Origin of the sequence: Thermosynechococcus sp. PP555 (assembly GCF_031583225.1) — a bacterium.
GTDB lineage: Bacteria > Cyanobacteriota > Cyanobacteriia > Thermosynechococcales > Thermosynechococcaceae > Thermosynechococcus.
In genome coordinates this window covers 2,456,295-2,478,100 of the sequence record NZ_CP134168.1, presented here as the reverse complement: position 1 = coordinate 2,478,100, position 21,806 = coordinate 2,456,295, and the positions used below count along the sequence as shown (strand labels likewise).

The 21,806-nt window shown below is 54.9% G+C and carries 18 protein-coding genes and 1 pseudogene; 2 read left to right on the top strand and 17 right to left on the bottom strand.

What is annotated here, in order from left to right:
* Position 1: 1 nt before the first annotated feature.
* A complete protein-coding gene (locus RHH27_RS12160) occupies positions 2 to 937 on the bottom strand; it encodes a DUF1517 domain-containing protein (RefSeq protein WP_302678397.1) in 936 nt (311 codons plus the stop codon).
* 251 nt (positions 938 to 1,188) lie between these two features.
* Here RHH27_RS12160 and RHH27_RS12155 point away from each other — a divergent pair, with 251 nt between their 5' ends.
* Both RHH27_RS12155 and RHH27_RS12150 read left to right on the top strand, forming a co-directional pair.
* Entirely contained in the window at positions 1,189 to 1,656 is a 468-nt protein-coding gene (locus tag RHH27_RS12155; protein ID WP_206200350.1) for a DUF4079 domain-containing protein, read from the top strand.
* 267 nt (positions 1,657 to 1,923) lie between these two features.
* Positions 1,924 to 2,994, top strand: a complete 1,071-nt coding sequence (locus RHH27_RS12150; protein ID WP_302678396.1) for an ABC transporter ATP-binding protein — start codon at positions 1,924 to 1,926, stop codon at positions 2,992 to 2,994.
* Here the strand turns inward: RHH27_RS12150 and RHH27_RS12145 are convergent.
* The 16 genes and pseudogenes from RHH27_RS12145 to RHH27_RS12070 form a co-directional block, all read right to left on the bottom strand.
* Entirely contained in the window at positions 2,991 to 5,225 is a 2,235-nt protein-coding gene (locus tag RHH27_RS12145; protein WP_302678395.1) for a transglycosylase domain-containing protein, read from the bottom strand. The genes RHH27_RS12150 and RHH27_RS12145 overlap by 4 nt on opposite strands.
* A 54-nt stretch (positions 5,226 to 5,279) precedes the next feature.
* A complete protein-coding gene (locus RHH27_RS12140; RefSeq protein ID WP_302678394.1) occupies positions 5,280 to 5,642 on the bottom strand; it encodes a single-stranded DNA-binding protein in 363 nt (120 codons plus the stop codon).
* Between the two features lie 133 nt (positions 5,643 to 5,775).
* Positions 5,776 to 6,774, bottom strand: a complete 999-nt coding sequence (locus RHH27_RS12135; RefSeq protein WP_302678393.1) for an ABC transporter permease — start codon at positions 6,772 to 6,774, stop codon at positions 5,776 to 5,778.
* 3 nt (positions 6,775 to 6,777) lie between these two features.
* On the bottom strand, positions 6,778 to 7,071 hold the full coding sequence (locus RHH27_RS12130; protein ID WP_302678392.1) for a DUF2103 domain-containing protein: 294 nt from the start codon (positions 7,069 to 7,071) through the stop codon (positions 6,778 to 6,780).
* 1 nt (position 7,072) lies between these two features.
* Positions 7,073 to 8,608 carry a hypothetical protein gene (locus tag RHH27_RS12125; RefSeq protein ID WP_302678391.1) on the bottom strand — a complete coding sequence of 512 codons (1,536 nt, stop codon included), beginning with the start codon at positions 8,606 to 8,608 and terminating at the stop codon, positions 7,073 to 7,075.
* A gap of 12 nt (positions 8,609 to 8,620) precedes the next feature.
* Positions 8,621 to 9,757, bottom strand: a complete 1,137-nt coding sequence (locus RHH27_RS12120) for a 5-(carboxyamino)imidazole ribonucleotide synthase (RefSeq protein WP_302678390.1) — start codon at positions 9,755 to 9,757, stop codon at positions 8,621 to 8,623.
* A gap of 72 nt (positions 9,758 to 9,829) precedes the next feature.
* On the bottom strand, positions 9,830 to 12,547 hold the full coding sequence (locus RHH27_RS12115) for a bifunctional acetate--CoA ligase family protein/GNAT family N-acetyltransferase (protein ID WP_302678389.1): 2,718 nt from the start codon (positions 12,545 to 12,547) through the stop codon (positions 9,830 to 9,832).
* Between the two features lie 78 nt (positions 12,548 to 12,625).
* Positions 12,626 to 14,812: an amylo-alpha-1,6-glucosidase gene (locus RHH27_RS12110; protein WP_302678388.1), complete on the bottom strand. Its 2,187-nt coding sequence runs from the start codon at positions 14,810 to 14,812 to the stop codon at positions 12,626 to 12,628.
* Positions 14,813 to 14,972: 160 nt separating this feature from the next.
* A complete protein-coding gene (locus RHH27_RS12105; RefSeq protein ID WP_302678387.1) occupies positions 14,973 to 17,438 on the bottom strand; it encodes an ATP-binding cassette domain-containing protein in 2,466 nt (821 codons plus the stop codon).
* Positions 17,439 to 17,562: 124 nt separating this feature from the next.
* On the bottom strand, positions 17,563 to 18,162 hold the full coding sequence (locus tag RHH27_RS12100) for an efflux RND transporter periplasmic adaptor subunit (protein WP_302678386.1): 600 nt from the start codon (positions 18,160 to 18,162) through the stop codon (positions 17,563 to 17,565).
* Positions 18,163 to 18,275: 113 nt separating this feature from the next.
* Complete coding sequence (gene rppA / locus RHH27_RS12095; RefSeq protein WP_302678385.1) at positions 18,276 to 18,962, bottom strand: two-component system response regulator RppA; 687 nt, start codon at positions 18,960 to 18,962, stop codon at positions 18,276 to 18,278.
* 12 nt (positions 18,963 to 18,974) lie between these two features.
* Positions 18,975 to 19,829, bottom strand: a complete 855-nt coding sequence (locus RHH27_RS12090) for a hypothetical protein (protein WP_302678384.1) — start codon at positions 19,827 to 19,829, stop codon at positions 18,975 to 18,977.
* Entirely contained in the window at positions 19,826 to 20,047 is a 222-nt protein-coding gene (locus tag RHH27_RS12085) for a hypothetical protein (RefSeq protein WP_302678383.1), read from the bottom strand. Before RHH27_RS12085 ends, RHH27_RS12090 begins: the two co-directional genes overlap by 4 nt.
* A pseudogene (locus RHH27_RS12080) lies at positions 20,008 to 20,954 on the bottom strand (efflux RND transporter permease subunit). The gene RHH27_RS12085 and the pseudogene RHH27_RS12080 overlap by 40 nt, the downstream one beginning before the upstream one ends.
* A gap of 70 nt (positions 20,955 to 21,024) precedes the next feature.
* Positions 21,025 to 21,507: a hypothetical protein gene (locus RHH27_RS12075; RefSeq protein WP_206200335.1), complete on the bottom strand. Its 483-nt coding sequence runs from the start codon at positions 21,505 to 21,507 to the stop codon at positions 21,025 to 21,027.
* Positions 21,501 to 21,806: a nucleotidyltransferase domain-containing protein gene (locus tag RHH27_RS12070; RefSeq protein ID WP_302678382.1), complete on the bottom strand. Its 306-nt coding sequence runs from the start codon at positions 21,804 to 21,806 to the stop codon at positions 21,501 to 21,503. Before RHH27_RS12070 ends, RHH27_RS12075 begins: the two co-directional genes overlap by 7 nt.

The following is a 21,806-nucleotide window of genomic DNA, read 5'->3' as shown; positions in this document are numbered from 1 at the left end:
GTTAGAGGTGCTTCAGTTGTGGATAGGCCATTAGCAACTCATCGGCAGTGAGGGTGTCACCAATCGCTTGGGGTTGCCAGAGCAATTCGACCGCCAGTAGGCGATCGCTACCAATGCCTCCCAACTGTTGCAGCGCTTGCCGTAGCTCTAGGTCATTATTGACTGCGGGCAGTTTCAAGCGACCCGTGGCAGCCACCACCAAAGTTACAACAATATATTCACCCACATCATTGCTGACAATGGGGGCGATCGCTGTTTGCTTAATGTCACGGCGGTAGTTGGAGAGGGTTTCTGCACTGAGTTTGCTGCGCTCCGCAAGCGCCAGTTGGTTAAAGGCCGTTTCCGCTTGCAACAGCTTGGTTTCTTGGCTACTGGCATGGGCATAGACCCAGTATTGGGGATGGCGCAGCAGGGCAAGGGTTGCCTCTTGCAGCACTTTGGTGAGACCTTCGGGCGTTGCGGTATCGGCAGTGAGGGCTAGTTGATTGAGTTCCTCTTGGAGTTCGCGAGCTTGGGCGACGAGTCCCACCTGCAGCGTATGTAGCGAGACCACGGGGTTGTCTTGGTAGATTTCTGACTCATCACTGCTATTGCGGAAGTTGCGGAAGGTGGAGATCAAGATATTGGCCAGCACACCAATCATAATGATCGTGAATAGGCCGCCAAAGCCACCGCCAAAACCAAAGAAGGGAATCAGGAAGGGAAAGCCAAAACCACCGCCATAGACTGGAACGGGCTGAGCATAGCCGCCGTAATCACTGCGGGGGGCACCGTAGGAACGGGTGGGCGCCGGACGACTAAAGGAGCCACCCCCGACACGTCCACCACTGCGGGCGGCCCATGCGGCACCACTATCAAGGATAAGATGGGCAATCAATACCCCCACTGCCACAATGGCGGTGACAGATTTGAGACGTTGCCAAAAAGTTTTCATCATAAATCGTGTTCCCAAGGATTGACACACCGAAGGAGAGGTCCTGCTCTCAGTCTAACGTTTTGTCATCTTTAGAACAGATGGGTAAACCCTACAGCCCTTTTCGCGGGGATGGAACACGCTGGCAGCAGTCAAAATTACGGAAGCCTCGCGCCCCCTTGGTGTAGGCCATATTTTAGAAAAGGGCTGTATTACGATATGAAAAGCAAACTTTCGATGAATGCTTTGCCTGCCGAGTTCTGTTCACGAAAACAATGATTGAAATTCCTGAGCCTCTTAAGCCGGTGATTACCTTTGCCCACCCGGTGCTGATGTGGATTCTTTTTGCGCTCACACTTTATGCCATGTATTTAGGGATTCAAACCCGTCGCCTGCGCTCCCTCAGTGGCGAGGAAAAGAAAGCGCTGATCCAAGCCAAGGTGAACGTCAAACACCACCAAGTTGGCGCCATCTTACTCGCCCTAATGGTGATGGGCACGATTGGCGGTATGGCTGTGACCTATATCAATAATGGCAAGCTCTTTGTCGGGCCCCACTTGATTGTGGGTCTGACCATGACGGCTCTGATTGCCCTTTCCGCTAGCTTAGTTCCCTTTATGCAAAAGGGCAGTGAGACGGCTCGAGCCCTGCACATGACCCTCAACCTGTTTCTGGTGATCCTCTTTGGTTGGCAGGCGGTGACGGGTCTGCAAATTGTGCAACGCATTCTCAATGCTAGTTAGATGCGGATGGCAACCTAGGCAGCGAGTGTAGCAATTGCAAAATCTCTGCAACAAGCGAGGACTTTTGTGCCAGAATATGAGGAGCACTAATTACAGCCCTTTTCACAGGGATGAATATGCTTAGCACTGCGAAAGCACGTGTGGGTCAGCATTTCACTTACCTGACGTACCCGATATTTCAGAAAAGGGCTGTACTGCAAATAATTCCTAATGCAGTGGGTGCTCCTTCGCTTTACTGATTGCAGACAGTTCGCTTTCTGGGTGATCATGACCACACTTCCCCTGATGCCAACGCTTCAAACAGCCGTCCAAGTTGAGCACTTACATAAATCCTTTGGCCGCTTTGCTGCGATTCGCGATGTCAGCCTCTGGGTTCAGGAGGGGGAAATTCTGGGTCTATTAGGACCCTCAGGCTGTGGCAAGACAACCTTACTGCGCTTAATTGCGGGTCTGGACACGCCCGATGCTGGGGAAATTAGGGTAGGCGATCGCTGTGTGGCCGCGGCCAATGTCTTTGTGCCCCCTGAGCAACGGTCTTTGGGCATGGTCTTTCAGGACTTTGCCCTGTTTCCCCATTTGACAGTGGCGGAGAATATTGCCTTTGGTTTGCAACAACAAGGCCTGAACAAGCAGCAAATTCAGGAGCGGGTGGCAGCAGTTTTGGCTCTAGTGCAGCTGGCGGATCTGAAAAAGCGCTATCCCCATGAATTGTCGGGTGGCCAACAGCAACGAGTTGCCTTGGCGCGGGCGATCGCCCCCCAACCAGCGGTGATTCTTCTGGATGAACCCCTGAGTAATCTGGATGCCCAAGTGCGGCTGCAACTGCGGGAAGAGTTACGCCGAATTCTCAAGGGCACAGGGACAACGGCAATTTTTGTGACCCATGATCAGGAGGAAGCCCTGAGTCTGTCGGATCGCTTAGCCGTCATGGGCGAAGGAAAAATTGAACAGGTGGGCACGCCGGAGGAGATTTATTGCTGCCCGGCCTCGCGATTTGTGGCTGGGTTTATTAGCCAAGCCAACTTTTTGCCCGCCTGTGCTGAAGGTTCTCAAGTGCTCACGGATGTTGGCGTGTTTCCCCTGCCGGAAGCACTCCCCAAGAGGGAAGGGGAGGTGATGATTCGGGAAGAGGATGTGCAATTGCAGCCAGACACTGCGGCAACCAGCTGCTTTGTGATTCGCGATCGCCAGTTCCTTGGTCGCGAGTATCGCTACTGCATTCAACTGCCCTCCGGTCAAGATTTCCATGCCCGCCAGCCCCTTGCTGTGAATTTACCCGTTGGTACCCCTGTGAAAGTGGCCGCGCAAGCGGTGCGTTTCTTTCCCAAGGAACTCTAATTTAGGGCACGCCCCATATATTCGCCCCAAAGAGCAGCAGCCAACCCACTACTGCCTTGGCTGGGACTATTATCATCATTGCCCAGCCAAATTCCGGTGAGAACATCGGCAGTGGGCACATAGCCAATAAACCAAAGATCGCGACCATCATTGGTAGTGCCGGTTTTGCCAGCGACTGGACGACCAATGGCAGCGGCACGACCCGTTCCCCGGCTGACAACAGCTGTCAGCAAATGCGTCATTTCATTGGCGATCGCTGGATCGAGCACCCGTTGAGGCCTTTCATCACTCGCGGCATAGATCAGGCGACAGGTCTGCCAGTCGTTTGTACTTTTACAATCACCGCCATCGCGCACCGAAACAATGGCATGGGGGGGAATGCGCTGTCCTTCATTGGCGATTACGGCAAAGGCACCACTCATTTCAAGGAGGGTCGTCTCACTTTGACCGAGAACAAGGCCGGGCACCGCTTGCAGAGGCGTCGTAATCCCCATTGCTCTGGCCAATCGAATGGTGGCCTCCAAACCAACGGCTTGGGCAAGACGTAAAGCAATCGGATTTTCCGAAAGGGCTAAGGCGGTGGCTAAATCCATGGCACCACCCCCCCCACGGCAGCCCTCGAACTGTTGCCCCTGCCAGAAGACGGGCGCGCAGGAAAAGGTTTCACCAGCCCTATGGCCTTGCAGGAGGGCTTCGGTATAGACAAACACCTTGAATGTGGAGCCCGGTTGACGCAGGGCAAGGGTGGCACGGTTAAACTGGCTTTTTTGGTAATCCACGCCACCCACGAGGGCAAGAATCAGACCATCCCTCGGCCGCAGGGTAATCAGTCCCCCCTGATGAACCCCATAGGCGCTGCCAGTGCTGGTGATAAAATTGCGCAGACTGGTTTCGGCCAGTTCTTGCCAGCGGGGGTCTAGGCCTGTCTCCACAATCAGGTTGCCCTCTTGGGCGAGTTCATCGCCAAGGAGTTGAGCCAGTTCTTGATAGACATGGTCGGTGTAGTAGGGAAAGCGCTGGGTGCTGAGCCATTCTCGCGCCTTTGGGCTAATTTCAATGCGGGAGCGACGGGCGCGATCGCCCTCTTCTTTGCTGATGTAGCCCTGCTGCACCATGCGCAAAATGACCCGATTGCGATAATCCACCGCCGCATCGTAGTCGCGCACCGGGTTAAAGCGGTTCGGTGCCGGCAGAATCCCCACTAGGGTGGCGGCCTCATTGAGTGTCAAGTCTTTGGCAGGCTTATCAAAGTAGAATTGCGCCGCATCCTCAAAGCCACGATTGCCCATACCCAGATAGACACGGTTGAGGTAGGCCAAGAGCAACTCATCTTTGCTGTAGAAAAATTCCAACTTGAGGGCAACCGCCATTTCGCGCCACTTGCGGCCGAGGCTCTCATCCATCCCCACATGGGAACGAAAGAGGGTGCGCGCCAGTTGTTGGGAGAGGGTACTTGCTCCTTCGCGTGTTTGGCGGGTTAATAGGTTGGTAACTACTGCTCGCGCCATGCCCAGAGGATCAACACCAAAGTGCCAGTAGTAGCGAGCATCCTCAGAGGCCAAGACCCCATGGACTAAGTAAGGGGAAAACTCATTGAGCCGTTGCAGTTCGCGGTGGGGGCGATCTTCGACTGGATTAATCAGTTCCCCTTGGCGATCAAGGAGAATAATCGGGCCTTGCTCAAGGGGTGGCAGGGGACGCACCGCCACTTTGTTGGCTTCCACACTCAGCAAGCCAATCCCAAGGGCGCTGATGCCCATAATTCCCCAAATGCTGTAGGTGAGAACCGCAACCCATAGCGGGGGCGGATTGTGGAAGCGGAGGGTAACGGCGCCTTTCACCTCCGGTGGTCCAAGGGTGATCACATCGCCATGGTGTAGCTCAGCCGTTTGCAGTCGCTTGCGTTGGCGATAGAGGCCATTGGTGGAGTCCAAATCCTGAATTTGAAAGACCCCGGTGGGGGTGAGTCGTTTCAAACGGGCATGGGTGCCACTGACAATCTCTGCGTCAATAATGATGTCAGCGCGGCTCTGACTGCGGCCAAGAATGTAGCGATCGCCCACCAAGGGAAAGACTTGGCGTTGACCTTTGAACTCCACCCATAGTTCGGGCGTGCGGGCATTTTCCCGCAGGGAGACCTGTTGCCAATCAAAGCGAGAGTGTACCGTCTGTACCGCTTGGGTGACGGTTTGAGTCATGGACTGCCAAAGATCGCGGGCAGGATTGGGCATGGCAGCAGCTATAGGGACAATGATATTGGACGCACTGACAACCTAATTGTATCCCTACATTTCTGGCACATAGCCCGCTGGCACAGCACTGGGATCCGTATCCCGCTTGGAACTGAGAATATCCATTCGGTCAACTAAAATGACCGGCGAGGAGCGCTCGGCCCCCGTGTTGCGGTCTTGCCAGCGATCGAACTTGAGACTGCCCTTGATACCCAACAGCGTTCCTTTGCGCACATAATCAGCAGCCACCTGAGCGGTTTTTCCCCAAATTTCCAAGTTAAACCAATCGGGCTGATCCTCCTTGGTGGGGCGATTCACGGCCAAGGTCAGCCGACACTTCACACTCCCCGACTCAAAATAGCGAACGTCGGGATCACTGCCGACACGACCCACTAGATGAACCACGTTTAGACCCATGGCTGACTAGCCTCAAACTGCTCTTTGCCCCATTGTACATGGTTCCATTGGTGCTACTGCCTCAAAGCCCAGCCAGCGCCTTGCTCAGCTGTTGCCTCTCTATAGATTTTTGTAAAAATTGGGTTCTGCGGGGTTACCGAATGCGGGGGTCAGCCCATTTCAGGAGTAAATCTGCAAGGAGGTTGCCAATAATCAGCATCACTGCCCCCATCATCAGGCTGGCCATGACCACGTAAATATCTTGGGCAGTTACCGCCTGTAAAATTAAGCGCCCCAGACCCGGCCAGTTAAAGAAAAACTCGGCAATAAAAGCACCACTGAGGAGGCTGGCAAATTCAAAACCCAACAGGGTAATGAGGGGGTTCACCGCATTGCGTAGGGCATGGACGTAGATCACCCGCGATTCTGGGAGTCCCTTGGCTCGTGCCGTTTGAATGTAGTTTTGCCGCAGCACATCTAGTAAATTACCCCGCATCAACCGTTGTAAACCCGCAAAACTGCTGAGGGTGAGGGCGATAGTCGGTAAAATCAGGTGCCAAGCAATATCCAGAACTTTGCCCCACCAAGGGAGGTCGTCGTAAAACAAACTGGTCATGCCCCCTACGGGAAACAAAGGCGTACTTTGCGCCAGAAACAGGAGCAACAGAGCCGTAATAAAACTGGGAAAGCCTTGGCCAATGTAGCTAATGACCCGCAGCAGGCGATCGCTCCAACGATCTTGCGTCACCGCTGCCCAAATACCTAAGGGAATGGCTAATCCCCAGGTGAGCAGAATGGAACTTACGGACAACAGGAGGGTGGCGGGTACCCGCTCCCACAATAGGGAGGCCACCGATCGCTGGTAGACAAAACTAGTGCCAAAGTTGCCATAGCGAATAATCTGCCACAGCCAGTGCAAGTATTGCTCCACGGGCGACTTGTCAAGACCAAATTGCCGCTCCAATTCCTGCAGGCGTTCCAAAGAAATTTGGGGATCCGCCTTGAGATTGTCCAGATAGTTGCCCGGTGCCAACTGCATAATGGCAAAACTTAACGCCGAGGCCAACAGCAGCGTGATCAGGGCTTCCCCCAAGCGCTGCAAAATCAGGCGGCTCGTTTCATTCCCAAGACCTTGACCAGTGGATTTACCCATGGCTTATTTAGAGGCCAGCACGGCATCAATAGCAGCCTTGAGTTCTGCTTCACTCAGTTGGGTAATGACAAACACCTCCTGCACCGTTTTGCCTCGCCGCGCAATCAGCTTAAATCCGCCCTTGATCGGTACCGACACCCGTAGATGCAGATGGGGGGATTTCCCTTTGACGGGAGCAATGACACCGGGCGTGAGGGTACTAATGCCTGCCACCTTGGCCAATTTTTCCAAGACGGGAATGAGACCTTCAATGTGAGTGGAGTGATTGAGGACGACCCGACCCGTTCCTGCTGCCATGTTAGGGTAACCACCGTGCGTGCAAGCCGGGTGCCAAAGGTTCTGGCATCCCAACAGCAATTTTATCTTGATTTAATTCTAGGGGGAAAAGCCAAATTTGATGTTGTTGGGGGGAAAGTTGACGCGGTGGCGGGGGGGGTGCTTGGGGGTCAGTGGGCAGTTCTGCCAGATCACTGGGACTGGGGTTGACAGGGGCAGTCTCGCTATACAGATCGCTATTATCCACCACATCGGGCATTTCCCGTCCCTCAACAGAGTCAACGGCCAAGGTACGGCCATCGGGTGCCAAGCTGAGGTAGAGTTCCTGCTGCGGGTCAAAATCTTTGAGCTTGAACAGTTCCTTAGTTTTCAGATCAAAGAGGGCAAGATAGGGAACTTCGCGGTAAGAGCCTTCCCCTTCAATGCGGGTGAGGATGGCATAGAGAAATTCCCCCTTGGGGTCAAATTGGCCGGCAATGATTGAGCCATTGATGGTTAGCAGTTCCCTATGCTCGCCAAAGATGTCCACCACATAGAGCGATCGCGAGAAATTGGGGTTAAACTTCACCGCTGCCACTTGCCGGCCATCGCGGCTAAAGTCCAGCACCATGCCATACTGGGGCAAAAAGTCAAAGTCACTCTCACCATTGCCGGCTTCTAGGGGCACAATCGCTAACCCCTGCCCTTGGGCAATGATTAAATGCTGGTTGTCGGGGGCAATGCGAAAATCACCGGCAGCCGCTTGGTTGAGCCGCCGAGGCTGAAAATTTTCATCGAGGAGCCACAGGGAGCTATCCGCAGGCTGGAGACGATTTACCCGCTGAACCACGATTTTGCTGCCATCATTGGCCAACTGAAAGCGCAGGTTTTGATACTCGCTATTGTCAAGGATCAGGGAAATTTCGCCCACGGGTCGAGGTTGCCGGCGGGGGGTTTCAGGGGCATTGAAGTATAGCCCGGTAGTCACGGTGTACAGTTGGGGGTCAAAACCCATTTGCTCGCCGCGCTGACCGGCACTAAAGAGAATGCGATCGCCAGCAGGATAGGGCTGAAAGTCAAACACCCGTAGATTGGCAGGTGTAAGGAATATCTTCCGTTGCAGCGTCAGGTTATAGAGGATGAGGCGCCCCTCTTCAACCCCGGAGCCAAGATAGACCAGCACGCGATCACGACTACGAAACTGCCCCTGAAAGGGTTTGATCGGTTTCCCTTGGGGCACAGAAACGGCATCCTCGAGGGAGACTTTGAAGGTTTGACCGTAGGGAATCGGCTGTGTCAGCGTGTAGGCAAAACGACGCCCCGACCAACTGGCCTTGCCCTCAAGGGGTGGCTCAATCTTGAGATGCGCCGCCACCGATGACCAATCCATCAGCCGATTAAAGGCGAGGATAAAGGCGCGATCGTCGGCGCCCACATCGCGGTCTTGCCACGTAAAGTCCCGCACTTGGGCCTGGGTGCGATCGCCCCCCCACAACAGCAAAAGGGTCAGCACCAGCGCCACAAGGAACACACTCAAAGCAGCGCGATCAAGGGGCTGAGGGAAGGAGTGAGAACGCATTAGCAGGAACGGTCACACAGCAACAGGCGTACTATACCAGAGGGCTTCAATGTGCTGGATCATGGGTAGGGCTGCCGCTGGTTCTGCCAACAGCACTGTAAGATGACCCAACTTGCGGCCCGCGTAGGTTTGACTTTTACCATACCAGTGAAGGTTCGCGTGGGGGAGAGCCGCCAAGACCTGACATTTTGCCCCATAGTCAACCTGCGGTTCGGCTAAGCCCAAGAGATTTACCATCACCGCTGCCGGTACCTGCATGGCGGGACTGCCCAAGGACTGGCCACTAATGGCGCGCAAGTGCTGCTGAAATTGACTCGTGACGCAGGCATCAATGGTGTAATGCCCAGAATTGTGGGTGCGGGGCGCAATTTCATTCACGAGTACCTCACCCGTGGCTGTGAGGAAAAACTCAATGCCAAAAATACCCACAGCATCAAGTGCCGTTAGGATTTGGCGGGCAATCTGCTGAATTTGCTCACTCACTTGGGGGTCAACCGGGGCAGGGGCAATCACCCAGCGACAGATGGCAGCCACCTGCTGCGTTTCCACCACGGGGTATAGGGCAATGTCTCCTTGGGGCGATCGCGCTGCCATGATCGCCAGTTCTTTGACATAGGGCACAAAGGCTTCCACCAAAAACCCTTGGGGCGGAATTTCTGGCCAACGCTGCTGAAACTGCTGCCATGCCTGCTCATCGGAGATGACAAATGTGCCTTGGCCGTCATAGCCGTGGCGACAGGCTTTAATCACACAGGGAATGCTGGGCGGGCGATCGCCCAAATAGCCAAAGGCGGGTACAGGAATCCCCAGTTGTTGCAAAAAGTGGCGCTGCTGGTACTTGTTCAAGAGGGGAGCCAAGGAGGCAAGGCGGGGATAAAAACAAATCCCCTGCTGTTCAAGGCGCTGCAACCCCTCGAGATCGACAAACTCATTCTCAAAGGTAATCACATCAACCTGCTTAGCCAGTTGCGCTGTCGTTGCCACATCGGCGATCGCCCCATAGCAGACCCCCGCAGCAACCGCGACGGCTGGATCCGTTGCCGCAGACGTTTGTACCCACAGCGAGAGTCCCATTTCCTTGGCCGCCAGCCCCAACATCCAAGCCAACTGACCACCACCAATCACCCCAATCTTGGTTACTTTGTTCACGCTTCCTCTAATCGACTCAACGGAACCTATTGTCCTACACCAATGATCCTAGGGTTCTATGCTTTGTATCCCCTAGAGGGCAAGCTGCACAAACCAAACGCTGGGATCATCACCCGCAGCAAACTCAAAGTTCAATTTGCGGCAAATACGCATCATCCCCTCGTTATCCTTGAGAACATAGGCGTGGATGGCACTTAGCCCCTCATCGCGGCCAATTTGAATCAAGCGGTGTAGTAATTCAGTGCCAAGGCCTTGCCGCTGCCAGCGATCGCTAATCAACATCGAAAACTCGGCTGTATTGCTAAAGTGATCCTTACTGAGGCGAGCCGCACCAATAATTTGCGGTTCACTGGCGCCTTGATGCTCCACCACCAGAGCCATCTCGCGATCGTAGTCCACAAAACAGATGCGCACTAGGCGATCGTGGGCAACCCGCTGCGACAACTTCATCAGGTGGAAATAGCGCAAATAGACACTCTGCTCCGAGAGGGTGGCATGGTACTGCCGCATTAGGGGTTCATCCTCTGGCCGAATCGGTCGAATCAGCACTGGGGTACCATCGCGCAACTGCCAAGGACTCACGTATTGGGTGGGATAGGGACGAATCGCAGGCTTGACAAAGGTGCTTTCCTCTTTGTGGAGCACAATGCGGGCATCCAAGACCATCAGGCGATCCGGGGGTGCCACCAAGAGGGGGTTGATGTCAATTTCCTTAATCCACGGCTGCTCCACCACCAGCAGGCTAAAGCGCACCAGCAGATCTTCTAATAGGGCAAGGTTGACGGCTGGCCAGCCCCGCACGCCGGCAAAGGCACGGGAGATTTTCGTTTGCTGAATCAGACGGCGTGCCAAGGTGGTGTTCAGGGGGGGAAGGGCGATCGCGGTGTCTTCGAGGACTTCCACCAACTGTCCCCCCGTACCAAAGAGAATCACCGGCCCAAACTGAGCATCGGTGGAACTGCCCAAAATGAGTTCAAACCCCTTCCATGGGATCATCGGCTGCACGGTGACACCAGCAAAATGATCCGCGCCAGCAGCAGTGGTGACATTTTTCTCAATCTGTTGGTAGGCGGTAATGACCGCAGCCGCATCGGGAAGATTGAGGGCAACACCCCCGACATCCGTTTTGTGGGTAATTGTGGGCGAATAGAGCTTGAGAACTACAGGATACCCTAGGCGATCGGCAGCAGCCACTGCCTCTGCTTGACTGCGGGCAATACAGGTTTCCACCACCGGTAGGCCGTAGGCAGCAAGAACCGCCTTGGCTTCCCACTCCGTTAATAGGGTACGCCCCTCACTGCGCACGTGCTCAAAGAGTTGACTGACAGCATTCCGATCCGGGGGGGTGGTGGTTAGGGGCAGCGAGGGGGTTTGGTAAAGCGCCTGCAGGTGATCGCTATAGCGCCACATATAACTAAAGATGCGGGCAGCAGTATCGGCATAGGCATAGGTGGGAATGCCCGCCTGATTGAGAATGGCTTCCCCTTCTTTGACCGTTGTGCCCCCCATCCAACTGGCCAGAATCGGCTTGGCACCACTGGGACGGTTTTTGGCATAGGTAGCAAGACCTTGGGCGATCGCCAGCGGATCGGTCATGGCTTGGGGCGTCAGTACCACCAGCAAACCGTCACTATTTGGATCGGTTTCACAGTATTGCAGAGCTTTGAGATAGCGATCCGCAGTGGCATCCCCCAAAATATCCACGGGGTTACCGTGGCTCCAAGCGGGGGGGAGCACTTGATTCAGTGCCTTGAGGGTATCCCCAGAGAGGGGACTCAGTTGACCACCCGCCCGAATCAGGGCATCGGTCGCCAAGACCCCAGGTCCACCGGCATTGGTGAGAATCGTCAAATGGGGGCCTTTGGGGCGCGATTGCTTGTCGAGGACTTCGGCCATGTCAAACAGATCTTCAATGGTTTCCACCCGCAGCACCCCACAGCGTTCCAGTGCCGCATCAAAAACAGCATCTGACCCCATCAATGCTCCGGTATGGGAAGCGGCGGCCTGAGCGGCGGCGGCAGTGCGTCCTGCTTTGATGACAATGATTGGCTTGACATAGGCCACTTCCCGCGCGGCGGAGAGGAACGATCGCGCATCCCCCAGAGATTCCATGTAAATAACAATGCAGCGGGTTTGCGGATCATCGCCTAGGTAGTAAATGAGGTCGCCCCAGCCCACATCCAGCATCGTGCCAATGGAAACAAAAGCACTAAAGCCGACATTCTCCTGCAAACTCCAGTCCAAAATCGAAGTGCACAGGGCGCCACTTTGACTGAGAAAGCCGACATGACCCGATCGCGCCATTGTCGCGGCAAAGGTAGCATTCAGCCCCGTGGGCGGACACATTATTCCCAGACAATTGGGACCAATAATGCGCATCCGCGCCTGACGGGCGATGGTTAAAATCTCTTCTTCGAGGGCAAGACCCGCCGCCCCCACTTCCCGAAATCCCGCCGAGACAATAATTGCCCCCTTCACACCCGCTGCTGCACACTCGGCAACCACCGCTGGTACTGTAGCCGCAGGGGTGGCAATGACTGCGAGATCAACCGCTTCGGGGATCGCCGTCACACGGGCATAGGCCTTGATGCCCAACACCGAACTGCGGCGCGGGTTGACGGGAAAAACCGTTCCGCCAAAGGGGGTTTGAATCAGATTCCAGAGAAGGGTGCGGCCAACACTGCCTTCTTTTTCACTGGCACCGATGACAGCAACACTTTTGGGGGCAAAGAGGGGGCGCAGGGGTTGATGACCAGCGCGCCAAATGTCGTAGGCGGTGGTTCGGGTCATGCCGTTGCTTGCGTTACAGAGGTTGGGAATTGAGCCACCTCTACTCTAGCGAGGGCGATCGTCCCGAGTTACGATTCGTTACGCCGGCTGTACTTCCCAGTCGCAGCCCTTCTCGCCCGTGCGCCAAAGCCGCAGGTGAAAGCGAGTGTCACCGACCCGCAAATTACGGAGGTGGAGTTCCTCGATACTGTTGGGCAACAGGGGCTGATGCACCAAAAACTTGCCTTGGGGCACATCCACCAGCGGCCAAGCCATGATCTGAATGAATTGAAACAGACTGCCCGTTGCCCAAGCTTGGGGAGAGCAGGCCACGGGATATTGCACCGGTTGGGGATAGGTCTGGCGATCGAAGCCACAGAAAAGTTCTGGTGGGCGCAAATCTGGCTGCCGACAGGCCATATCAAAAAGGGTATCCACCAAGGTCAGGGCAAAGTCACTATCACCAATGGCGCGCAGCCCCAAGGCAATCAGACCCGTATCGTGGGGCCAGACCGACCCCAAGTGATAGCCAATGGGATTGTAGGCAGGGGAGGTGCTGCTGAGGGTACGAATGCCCCAACCATTGAATAGATCCGGCAGCCGCAGACGTTGTCCGACCCGTTGGGCTTTTTCGGGGTCACAGATTCCTGTCATCAAGCACTGACCTGCATTGGACGTGAGGCTATCAACGGGGCGACCCTCGCCATCGAGGGCTAGGGCATAAAATCCCTCCGGTTCAAGCCAAAAGTCGCGGTTAAAGCGAGTTTTGAGATCCGTTGCTTGCTGCCGCCAGCGATCGCCCCACTCGCCATAGCCAAAGTCTCGAGCAAGGGCACTCAGACGGGTTTTGGCGGCATAGACGTAGCCTTGAACTTCACAGAGGGCAATGGGACTGTGAGCCAGTTGACCGCGACGGTTGACGATACAATTGCCAGAATCTTTCCAGCCTTGGTTGTCAATGCCTTTGGCTGCTTGGCGATCGTAGGTGAGGTAGCCCGTGGCGGCCATTTGTTGATCCACCCAGTTCATTGCCGCAAGGGCATGGGGCCAGAGCGCCTCGACCGTGGTGCGATCGCCCGTCCATGCGTAGTAGTCGGCATAGAGCATCAGCCACAGGGGGGTGGCATCCACCGTACCATAGTAGGGGGTATGGGGAATCTCGCGGTTGCGCGCCATCTCGCCAAAGCGCAGTTCATGGAGAATTTTCCCCGGCTGCTCATCGCGCTCAGGACAGACCTGTTTCCCTTGGTAATGGGCAAGGGTGCGCAGCGTATCACGGGCGATCGCTGGATTGAGGATCAGTGTCTGCATGGCTGAGATGATCGAGTCACGGCCAAACAGGGTGGCAAACCAAGGAATGCCAGCCGTCAGCACCTTGCCATGGCCAAAGGACTGCAAGAGCATATAGAGATCTGCCATCCCCCGCCGTAGGATGCGATTCCACTGCGGATTTGAGGTGACAATTTCCGTGCAGTCTGACCACCACTGTTGCCGCTCCTGTTGAGCCGCTTGATCGGCAGCCGCTAGGGATGAAGGCACAGGGACATGGGCTGTGGGTGCCCCATTGGTAAAGGGGCGGATGCAATAGTGAATGCTGTGGTAGCCTTGGGGTTCTAGCTTGAGACGCCAGAGGGCGGTGGTGTCATCAAGACGATCCGGAGGGGTGCCCAAGAACTGCACTTGGGTTTCCATAAGGGCGCCATCAAGCCCCTGGTAGGCAAAGCACAGATCCGCCCGTCCTTTGGTGTGGCGCAATTCACAACTGACGGGTTGCAGCGTTTTTCCCCGCTGTGGGCGACCACCGCCGTATTGGCGAATTTCAAATAAATCTTGAAAGTCTGCCGCAAAGGTTAAACGAATCTCCACGCTGGCCGGCTGCGCCTGATGATTGGTGATGAGAATCGTTTCAAAGAGGGCACCCCGCACCACTAGGAATCGTTCAATTGCTAAGGCCTCCGCGGGCAGAGAAGGTTGCTTGGGATTGGTGCACACCACCTTGAGCGCATGGCTACCTGTACAATGAAAACTCAGCAGAATCGGGCGATCGCCCCCCACGCGCAATTCCGCCTGACTGAGGAAGCGGGTATCCTGACAAAATAAACCTGTAATAGCCGTTTGCTGCTCGTCATTACAGATATTGCCCAACTCATCACAAATGAGCAGCACATCGTCGTCCTTGAGCACCGGAACCGTTTTCGGGTGAGTTCGAATTTTAGTAGCCGGCGGGGGCGGGGCGACAATGGGGATATAATCGCGCCCATACAGGGAAACAACATCGCTCTCCATGGGTGCGGCAGCAGTCTATGTTCAATAGGAACAATTTTGGGTCATTTGTTAGATCATCTCGCAGGACAGCCATAATTGCAATAAGTAAATATGCACAATTGTAATGAGTCAATATGCGGTTGAACCCTGCCTCTGGTTGGAAGATCAACCCCCGATGGCCTTAAGGTGGCGCTTTGCGCCATTGCAAATAGGTGGCCACGCCCGTGTAAATGAGGCTGTGGAGGATCAGCAGTCCCCAATTTAGCAGCAGATTACCCCAAGTGGGAGCATAGACAGGTGTTGGATCAAAGGGCTGAGGCGGTGGTTCAAAAAGGCCAAAATCGAGGGGCGGCGGTACCATGCCATTCACGTCAATCAAGGCACCATAGGCACCCATTGTCCAACGGCCAATCGTCAGCCAAGAGAGAGCCGTTGCAATCCCTGTGAGCTTAAAGAGGACGCCAGCAAAGATAATTTGGGGCAACAGCAACGGCGGTAAAATCTTGCTGGCCTGCTCACTGTTATTTACAGCTGCAGAGATCAGGAGTCCCAAGCCGAGACTGGCCACCAGGGTCAGGAAGGTGGTGATGCCAAACCCCACTGGCCAAGGGAGCAGCGCCCCCTTTGGCAGACCAAAGGCCAACAGTCCCACAAGGGTAATGAGTAGCGTTTGTACCAAAGCCATGCCTTTGCCAAGGGTGAGTTTGGCTGCCATGTAGGCCCAGAGACTGAGATTGGCAAGACGTTCGCGGCGATAGATGGCCACCTCTGTGATCAAGGCTTGCGCCCAGCCAGAAAGTCCCACCCAAAGACAGGCACAGGTAAAGACAAAGAGAATGCGCAGGGTTTGCGCCGCTTGCAGCAGGCCGGGGGGATCTTGGGGGACAAAGGGGGAGCGATCAATAGCAAAGCGGGTGAGCAGCAGGGCAATGGGGACGCTGATCAGATTCAAGACAAGGCTGAGGCGATCGCGCCACAGGAGTTGCCACTGGCGTTGACACAACACCCGCCATTGATAGAGGTGAGGGGGTGCTGGCTGTTGGGGAGAGGATTCGGCACTGGCACGGTTTTCGCCCCCCAAAACACTGGTGCTCTCATAGTGCTGCCCCATGCTGAGGTGGCTGGCAAGGTAGCGTTGATAGTCCGTGGATTGGCGAAATTTTTGACTCCACGCGGCGCTGTTTTCTGAGGTTAAGAGGGCATAGATTTCAGCCACGGAATTCAGGGGGCGATCAGGGCTAAAGAATTCACAAGCGCGATCGCTAGAGCCAAAATAGCAAAGACGCCCACCCGAGCCTAGAACCAGCAGGCGATCGCACAAATGCACATGACTCGTAGCATGGGTCACCAAGACAATCGTGCGTTCTTCATCTGCCAATTGCCGCAGCAACTGCATCAACAAAAAGTCTAGCCCCGGATCCAGACCCGAGGTAGGTTCGTCAAGGAAAAAGAGCTTGGGGTTGGCCAATAGCTCAACGGCAATACTCACCCGCTTGCGCTGACCGCCACTGAGACTCGCCACCAGTTGATCTTCAGTTCCCGTTAACTGCACCTGTTCAAGAACTCGCTGAATGGCGGCTTTGCGGTTTTGGGCATCGGTATCCGCTGGTAAGCGCAGTTGCGCCGCATAGCTGAGGACTTCGCCCACGGTTAGGCGAGAATGCAAAATATCCTCTTGGGGAACATAGCCAATCTGGTGGCGGTAGGCAGCGATATTGCGATGCAGATTGAGACCATTGAGCAGTACTTGGCCTTTTTGGACAGGGGCAAGCCCCATTAACACCTTGAGCAGTGTGGATTTACCAGTGCCGCTGCCTCCAACGATCCCCACAAGTTGCGTCGGCTCCGCCACAAAGCAGACATCCGCTAAGAGGGGGCGATCGCCGGCAGCCGTTTTCACCCATCGTTCCAATCCCCAAGCATCAATGCGAATGTGGCTGCCCTGATCCGTAATCTCCAAGGTCTCGTGGCGGTAGAGCAGGACAAAGGGGCCAATGCGAATTTGATCGCCATTGCGCAGCGTGTAGGGTCCCCTCAGCAATTGATCATTCACATAGGTGCCATTGGTACTGCCCAAATCTCGCAAAATATAGAGACCCGCACCCGTGCGATCAATACTGGCATGGCGTAGGGAGACCGTGGGGGCAGCCAGTTGCCAATGCTGATAGCTGTTGCTGGTTTCGCGCCCTAAAGTCAGCGGCCATTCCTTGAGGGCTTTGAGGACAAGGCGGCGCTGCTGGGGCAAAGGAGGTGGACTCGCCGCTCCCAAAGACTGGATCTGCACCAGTAGTTGCACCTTATTTCTGGGGTTTTGGCCAATCTCTAGACGTAGGGTTTCCCCAAGGGCAAAGCCCTCTTCAATGCCGATGCGGCGTTGGTGGTAGAACGTGCCATTGGTGCTGCGGCGTTGATGGCCATCTCCATCCCAAAGGTAGTAGGTTGCCCCCTGTTGCTTAAAAACGGCATGGCGGTTGGAAATCACTGACCAGAGTGGCTCATCGGGCACTACTAAATCCGCCCATTGGTAATCGCGTCCAAGGCGATGCTCCGGTTGGGTCAGGGAATAGGTCAACATTTTCCCCTGACTTTCGAGGGTGAGGGTGACGGTGGGGAGATCAACAACCGTTTTTGGGGGGGGCGATCGCATCACTATCTGCCTGTTCAAGGTGTTCAAAACTCTAACTAATATCTTGCCTAGTTTGGCAGACACCCTGTCCTCGTGACACACAAACCCCTCAGAATGGAGAAGATCGAGTGGCATTTTGCGATTTCTAAGGGTTGACCTTCGTGGGGGTAGAAGATTGAGAGGGTTCGGTATGCGCTGCGGAATTCAGCCGTTGTGTTCGATAGGCTTGCCAACCTAGACCTGCCCCAAATAGAGCGATCGCCCCAACAGCCGCCCCCAACCAAATCCACGGTGGAGAGTCTGTTTCCGGTTTTGTGTCTGAAGTAGCGGTTGAGGTATCCCCCCACAGAGATTGGGCATAGAGTTGCATCGTACCTTGGGTAACAATACGATCGCCCCCATAAAGACCGCTAATCACTTCTACCTGATCGCCAACTCGCTGGCCAAGGGTCACTTCGACAGCTTCAAAGGCAGTACCATTCTGCACAAACACAAGGGGGGGCTGATCGACTGGCTCCACGATCGCGGACTGGGGAATCATCACGGCATTGCGGGTTTGGCGATCGTCAAAAATTTGGACAGTCGCAAAGCTACTAGGTTTGAGTTTTTGGCTGGAATTAGCCAAGCTGGCGCGTACCGCAACTTGCTGCGTGGCGGGATCAACGACACTATCAATGAGTTCAATACGACTGCGGAAAACACGATTGGGAAGTCCTGCAACAGTGATATTTAGAGCTTGACCCACAGCCACCTGTGCTTGCTGTGCTTCTGTAGGGTAAGCAACCGTTGAGAATAGCGCTCATGGTGAGGGCATACCAGAGGGCAAGACGACTGCGGCTGTGGCGGAAGAGCTTATGATCAACCATGATCGACAACAAAGCGATAGCCTAACCCATGGAGGGTTTCAATGCAGTGCTCTTGACCAAGGAGGGCGAGTTTGCGGCGCAGCAGGCGAATTTGTGCTGCCACTACATTACTACTGGGTTCACTGCCCACTTCCCAAAGCTGCATCATCAGTTGGTCGCTACTGAGAATCCGCTGGGGGCGTTTCATGAGGTATTCCAAGGTCTGGAATTCCTTAGCGGTTAACTGCACCTCAGTACCCGCCCTATTTCTCAGGGTGAAGGTACCATAGTCTAACGTTAATGCCCCTTGACACAATTGCTGGGGTTGGAATTGGGGCGATCGCCGCAGTAAAGCCCGCAGCTGCGCCAGCAACTCAGCCATTGCAAAGGGCTTAATCAAATAGTCATCTGCCCCCGCATCTAATCCCTGAACGCGATCGCTGAGGCCATCCCGTGCCGTCAGCAACAAAATGGGCACCGTGTAGTGGTGGATACGCAGTCGCTGACAAACCTCCAACCCCGACAGCCGAGGAACCATCCAATCCAAAATCGCAACACCGTAGTCCACCTGCAACTGCTCAACGTAGGCCCAAACCAGTTCCCCCTCCTGCGCCCAGTCCACCACATAGCCTTCTCGTTGCAACACGCGCTGAATGGCGGCTCCTAAATCCGGTTCATCTTCAAGCAGCAACACCTTCATCCGTGCAATCCCCTAATTCACCGTCACCCAAAAGGGAGCAGTAACAATTTGCTCACCCCGCTGGAACTGTCCCCAGAGCTTGTAACGTCCGGGCACAGGAAACTGGGTCATAAAACGGATCACCTCCTTAGGTTGATGATCCACGGCATGGGCATGGAGATAATCAGCAGGTTCGAGGGGAGTCGTGTCTCGCAAAATCACCAGATGCCCTGCTTCGCCAAGGTAGGGGCGCAGATCCCTAAGGGGTTGCTGGGTGGCAGCATCCCGTAGGCGAAAGGCCACTTCCACCGCTGATCCAGCCTTGAGGGGTTGAGGGAGTTTTAGTTCGACTGCCGTTGTGCCAATCACTTGGGTGGTTTGAGCGGTTGGCGTACTCGATGCGGGCGGCGTTCCTTCAGCCGCGATCGGGATCATCGCCACCGTTTCGTCAGCGCCAGCGGGTTTATAATCGGCAATGAGGGTGTAGCCTCCCCCTTGGGGCAATGGGGTTGTGACTTGAAACTGACCTTCACCCAGATAGCGGGGATGCAGGTGCTGAAACACTTGAAAATCATCACTGACGATGATCAGGTGCATTAGCGCCTCTTGAAAACGCTCAAACTGCGTCACTGCTTCACCAGTGTGGGTGCGAATCGCCAACGTAAAGGTGGTTGGTTGTTGAGGCGTAGGTGCGGGCGCATTCAGTAGTTCCATATGGGTCGTAGCAGAGCCGTCTGCCTGCTCATGGTTGGGACTGTGGTGCAGGTGATGGTGGTCATGAAGCATAGGCATTTGCCGTTGCTGGGCAATCCCAAGGGTGGCGATCGCCCCACTCAAGAGCATGGCCAGTCCCAAGAGGGTGGGTTGGATAAAGCGTGGTAGCATCATTCTTGTCTTCCTCCCTGATTGAGTTCATAACGAAAGCGAAAACGACTGTTAATGGGTTGACCATTGATGGTGCTAAGGAGAACAATACGATAGTCTCCTGCCACGGGATTGGCTAGCCGTGCGGTGTAGTGTTTGTCCTCAGGGGTATAGGTCATCGGTAGAGTGACCCGATCGCCCGTTAGCGTTTCAATATCAGCAGTAACGGTAGCAGTACCCACGGGAATATGGTCTTCCCCCTCTTGGATATAGAAGTCAATATAAGGATAATTGCTCGCTGTCCATTGACACTGCCATCTCCCCGCGCTAAGGCAGGCCCTTTCGTGACTGTTGCCACATCCTGCACGCGAATTGGTTGGCCATTGCGGTGCGCCACCAACGCCACCGCTAAATCAGCGACTGATGTTGCCCGACCAATGCCCCGCACAATTAACTCCTGATCGGGAGTGACAATGACCCCACCCGCTGCATTTTCATTGGCGCCACTCACCCCCGCCACCACGTCCTGCAAGGAGACCTGTTGTGCGGCGAGGCGATCGGGATGAACCAGCACCTGATACTGGGGCACATCTCCACCATAGGCAATCACTTGGGACACCCCCGGCACTGCCAAGAGGCGATTCACCACCTTTTGATCCACAAGCTGTCGCAGTTCCATGAGGGAGGTGTCATCTGGGGCAGTGGGCACCTTGGGGGCAAGGGCATACATCAAAATCGTGGCAATGGGGGAGGTAATCGGTGAAATTTGGGGTGAGGCATTAGGTGGTAGGCGATCGCGCACCTCCTGCAACCGCTCGGTAATCAGTTGCCGTGCTTGATAGATATTCGTTTGCCAACTAAAAACTACCTTGACAACAGATAAGCCAAGAGACGATGCAGAGCGCACAGTTTCAACCCCTGCCGTACCATTGACGACACTTTCAATGGGCAGCGTAATCAGCGATTCCACTTCCTCTGGTGCTAGGCCCGGTGCCTCCGTTTGAATTTCCACTGGGGGGGCGCAAACTCTGGCAGTACATCAAGGGGCATTTGCCGCAGTTGAAAAATACCGAAAATCGTCAGGGCGATCGCCCCGAGCACCACCAACCAACGTTGGACAATTGACCACCCAAGAATTCGATTCAGCATTACCACAGTGTGTTACTAAGGCTGATTTTGGCAAAGGCACATGAAATAAACATGAAATAAAGATGAAAAGCTAGGAGTTGCCGAACGATTTGTGCTTTATTCGTTGGCAAAACCGAGTTGCAGTTTCAATCAGGACAGGAACAAACTCGTGGGCAGCTTGCAAACTCGTGGCTAAAATGGCTGCATCTCGAATGTAGTCGTGAACCATTTGATTGCGCAGTTGCCGCATAGTAAACCAAGCGTCTGCATCAGGCACAAGGCCGAGTCGCTCAGCACGGTCAAGGTTTTCCAAAAAAGTTGCCACTGGTTCGCCAAAGGCACTCAGATAGGCGGGCAACAGCTTGCTCCCTAGGGTATCTTGAAGGCGACCAAAGCGTGCCACAAAAGCATCCACCCGCTCCGCTAGGTCAATATCCTCCTCCAATTGTGCTGCCCGCCGTGCCGTAAATGGCTCCTGAAAGAGGCGTTGATCCGTCACCTGTAGGTGTGCCACTTCTCGCTCCACCAGTTGGCAGAGGTGATGTAGGCGTTCCTGAAGTTGAGGACTCAACATTGAAGGCGAACTCCCGTTTGTTGGGCCCAATCGTGAACCGGCTGCCGCTGGAGATTGGGTGCCCAGAGGAGAATATCCACTTTACGACCTGCCATGGCGCGGCTGATTTTGGCACTGAGTCGAGCACTGACAAGGGCAGGATTCTCAACGGGGTGAGACAGCCGGATCAATAAATCCACATCGCCGCCCTTCAGGCGATCGTCCACCCGCGAACCAAACAACCACACCTCAGCCTCGCTACCCACCAGCGCCGCCACTATCTGGCAAATTTGCTGCACTTGCTGATCCGTTAATCGCAA

Excerpts from the sequence above, each read along its gene's own strand:
- RHH27_RS12090 (WP_302678384.1), bottom strand. The coding sequence starts at position 19,829 with ATGATGCTACCACGCTTTATCCAACCCACCCTCTTGGGACTGGCCATG.
- RHH27_RS12115 (WP_302678389.1), bottom strand. The coding sequence starts at position 12,547 with ATGACCCGAACCACCGCCTACGACATTTGGCGCGCTGGTCATCAACCC.
- rppA (WP_302678385.1), bottom strand. The coding sequence starts at position 18,962 with ATGAAGGTGTTGCTGCTTGAAGATGAACCGGATTTAGGAGCCGCCATT.
- RHH27_RS12110 (WP_302678388.1), bottom strand. The coding sequence starts at position 14,812 with ATGGAGAGCGATGTTGTTTCCCTGTATGGGCGCGATTATATCCCCATT.
- RHH27_RS12075 (WP_206200335.1), bottom strand. The coding sequence starts at position 21,507 with ATGTTGAGTCCTCAACTTCAGGAACGCCTACATCACCTCTGCCAACTG.
- RHH27_RS12160 (WP_302678397.1), bottom strand. The coding sequence starts at position 937 with ATGATGAAAACTTTTTGGCAACGTCTCAAATCTGTCACCGCCATTGTG.
- RHH27_RS12105 (WP_302678387.1), bottom strand. The coding sequence starts at position 17,438 with ATGCGATCGCCCCCCCCAAAAACGGTTGTTGATCTCCCCACCGTCACC.
- RHH27_RS12125 (WP_302678391.1), bottom strand. The coding sequence starts at position 8,608 with ATGCGTTCTCACTCCTTCCCTCAGCCCCTTGATCGCGCTGCTTTGAGT.
- RHH27_RS12145 (WP_302678395.1), bottom strand. The coding sequence starts at position 5,225 with ATGCCCAATCCTGCCCGCGATCTTTGGCAGTCCATGACTCAAACCGTC.
- RHH27_RS12140 (WP_302678394.1), bottom strand. The coding sequence starts at position 5,642 with ATGGGTCTAAACGTGGTTCATCTAGTGGGTCGTGTCGGCAGTGATCCC.
- RHH27_RS12130 (WP_302678392.1), bottom strand. The coding sequence starts at position 7,071 with ATGGCAGCAGGAACGGGTCGGGTCGTCCTCAATCACTCCACTCACATT.
- RHH27_RS12150 (WP_302678396.1), top strand. The coding sequence starts at position 1,924 with ATGACCACACTTCCCCTGATGCCAACGCTTCAAACAGCCGTCCAAGTT.
- RHH27_RS12135 (WP_302678393.1), bottom strand. The coding sequence starts at position 6,774 with ATGGGTAAATCCACTGGTCAAGGTCTTGGGAATGAAACGAGCCGCCTG.
- RHH27_RS12155 (WP_206200350.1), top strand. The coding sequence starts at position 1,189 with ATGATTGAAATTCCTGAGCCTCTTAAGCCGGTGATTACCTTTGCCCAC.